3 protein-coding genes and 1 pseudogene are annotated in these 1,915 nt (G+C 52.0%); 2 read left to right on the top strand and 2 right to left on the bottom strand.

Annotation, left to right across the window (positions count from 1 at the left end; all coding sequences use genetic code 11):
* Window positions 1–114: pseudogene (locus A918_RS20130) on the bottom strand (16S rRNA methyltransferase); the annotation flags it as partial.
* A gap of 8 nt (window positions 115–122) precedes the next feature.
* Window positions 123–788, bottom strand: a complete 666-nt coding sequence (locus A918_RS0110525; protein WP_022711026.1) for a pseudouridine synthase — start codon at window positions 786–788, stop codon at window positions 123–125.
* A gap of 204 nt (window positions 789–992) precedes the next feature.
* Here A918_RS0110525 and A918_RS20125 point away from each other — a divergent pair, with 204 nt between their 5' ends.
* Window positions 993–1,706 carry an extensin family protein gene (locus A918_RS20125; RefSeq protein ID WP_022711025.1) on the top strand — a complete coding sequence of 238 codons (714 nt, stop codon included), beginning with the start codon at window positions 993–995 and terminating at the stop codon, window positions 1,704–1,706.
* A gap of 70 nt (window positions 1,707–1,776) precedes the next feature.
* The coding region (locus A918_RS21515) for an Ada metal-binding domain-containing protein (protein WP_305807625.1) at window positions 1,777–1,915 on the top strand (139 nt) is incomplete at its 3' end.

Genomic DNA, 1,915 nt, shown 5'->3' with positions numbered 1-1,915 from the left:
CAGCCCTGCCGCTTTGGCAAGCGCCTGCCCGCGCCCCTCACCGGAGCGGAAACGATGACCGACAGCCCCGCCGACAAAATCAACAATCAGGTCATTATCATCTGCTTGCTGCATAGGTTCTCTCAAAACGGGCAAGGTATGGTAAAAGTAACAGCACGGCCATCAGGATGGCGAAAGCTCAGGCTCTCCGCATGCAGCAGCAAACGATCTGCCGCCTGCAAAGCAGCGCCCTCTGCATAGAATTCATCACCCAGCATCACATGACCGATGGCCTTCATATGCACACGCAGCTGATGCGTCCGGCCGGTCAGTGGAAATAAACTCAGCCTTGTTGTCTGCTCTCCGCGTTCCAGCACCTGCCAGCGGCTTTGCGCCGGTTTGCCATGTTCGTAATCCACACGGTGACGCGGTTTATTGTCCGGATCAATCGCCAGCGGCAGATCAATCAGACCTTCATCCTCTGCCACATTGCCCCAAACAACTGCGACATAGGATTTCTCGGTGCTGCGCTCTTCAAACTGTCTGGCAATCTGTGCATGGGCTTTACGGTTCAGCGACATCAGCACCACGCCGGATGTATCCTTATCCAGCCGGTGGATCATCAGTGCCTTTGGAAACTGTTTCTGCACCCGTGTTGCCAGACTATCCGACAAAGCCGGATCACGCCCCGGCACAGATAACAGCCCGCTTGGCTTATCCAGCACCAGAATATCCGCATCCTGATAGATCACCGATACCGGATCCATAGGCGGATTATAAACAGGAGAAGCGGAAGAGTATGTGCTCATGCCTCCCTCTAACATAGTTTATCCGCCGCATAGAAGTGCTGACTTTCAGGAGAAACCAAGAAAAACGGGAACTGAAACGGCAGTTCAGCGGTTTACCCAGGCACTCCCTGCAAAATCAGTCGTGATTTTGCACTCACGGAAAGGCTTTTGATGCGATATTTTCTGCCCCTCTGTTTGCTTGCAGTGCTGAGTAGCGGCACTTTGATGACAATACCGGCCACAGCGAAAACTGTTCCGATACCTGCACAAAAACCCGCAGCGGAAGAGAATAAAACTATTACCCCTGCCCCAAAACCGGAACTAAAAGAACCGCCCGCTTCCCCAAAACCGGATATATCAAAACCGGAGACACCGAAAACCGAACGGATTTATCAGGCTGCCTGCCTGCCATTAGTGCAAAATGAAGTAACCGGCAAAGTCATCCCGCCTGTCAATGAAGGGCAATGCCAGATCAGAAGCCCGCTGGAAATCACGGCCTTCACCAAACCTGTCCCGATAGAACTGGATCAGACGATTACAACCAATTGCACGATGACTGTCGCTCTCACTGAATGGGTGCAGCAGGCCAACAATCTGGCCCAAACCCATCTCGGCAGCGATATCAAAACCATCGGCACCGGTTCGCATTATCAATGCCGCAAGGTGAATAACGGCTCGGCAGGACGTGTATCCGAACATGCTTTCGGCAATGCTCTGGATATCATGTCTTTCACACTCGCCAATGGTGAAAAAACCACACTTGCCACAGACTGGAACGGCAGTGAAAAACAAAAGAAATTCTGGCGTGAATTACATAAGGCAAGCTGCACGCTGTTCATGACAGTCTTCGGGCCGGAAGCCGACAGTGCCCATGAAACCAATCTGCATCTTGATATGGGCTGCCACGGCAAATCCTGTACCTATCGCATCTGCCAGTAACCTGATGAAACAGAAAAATAGACGCCCGATTTCCGGCGGCACCGGAAGAAAATCATGATAAAGTCTGTTTATGCTATTTTCTTTACCCGACCCGCACACTCTTTATCAGGCGCTTCTTGATCGTGACCAGTCCTATGACGGCCATGTTTTTGTTGGTGTAACCAGCACCGGCATCTTCTGCCGTCTGTCTTGTCCGGCACGTAAACCGA

It is taken from the genome of Pseudochrobactrum sp. AO18b (assembly GCF_000409565.1).
In the GTDB taxonomy this organism is placed as follows: Bacteria; Pseudomonadota; Alphaproteobacteria; order Rhizobiales; family Rhizobiaceae; genus Pseudochrobactrum; species Pseudochrobactrum saccharolyticum.
Note: the sequence above shows the minus strand (reverse complement) of the source record. Positions and strands in the feature narration are given on the sequence as shown.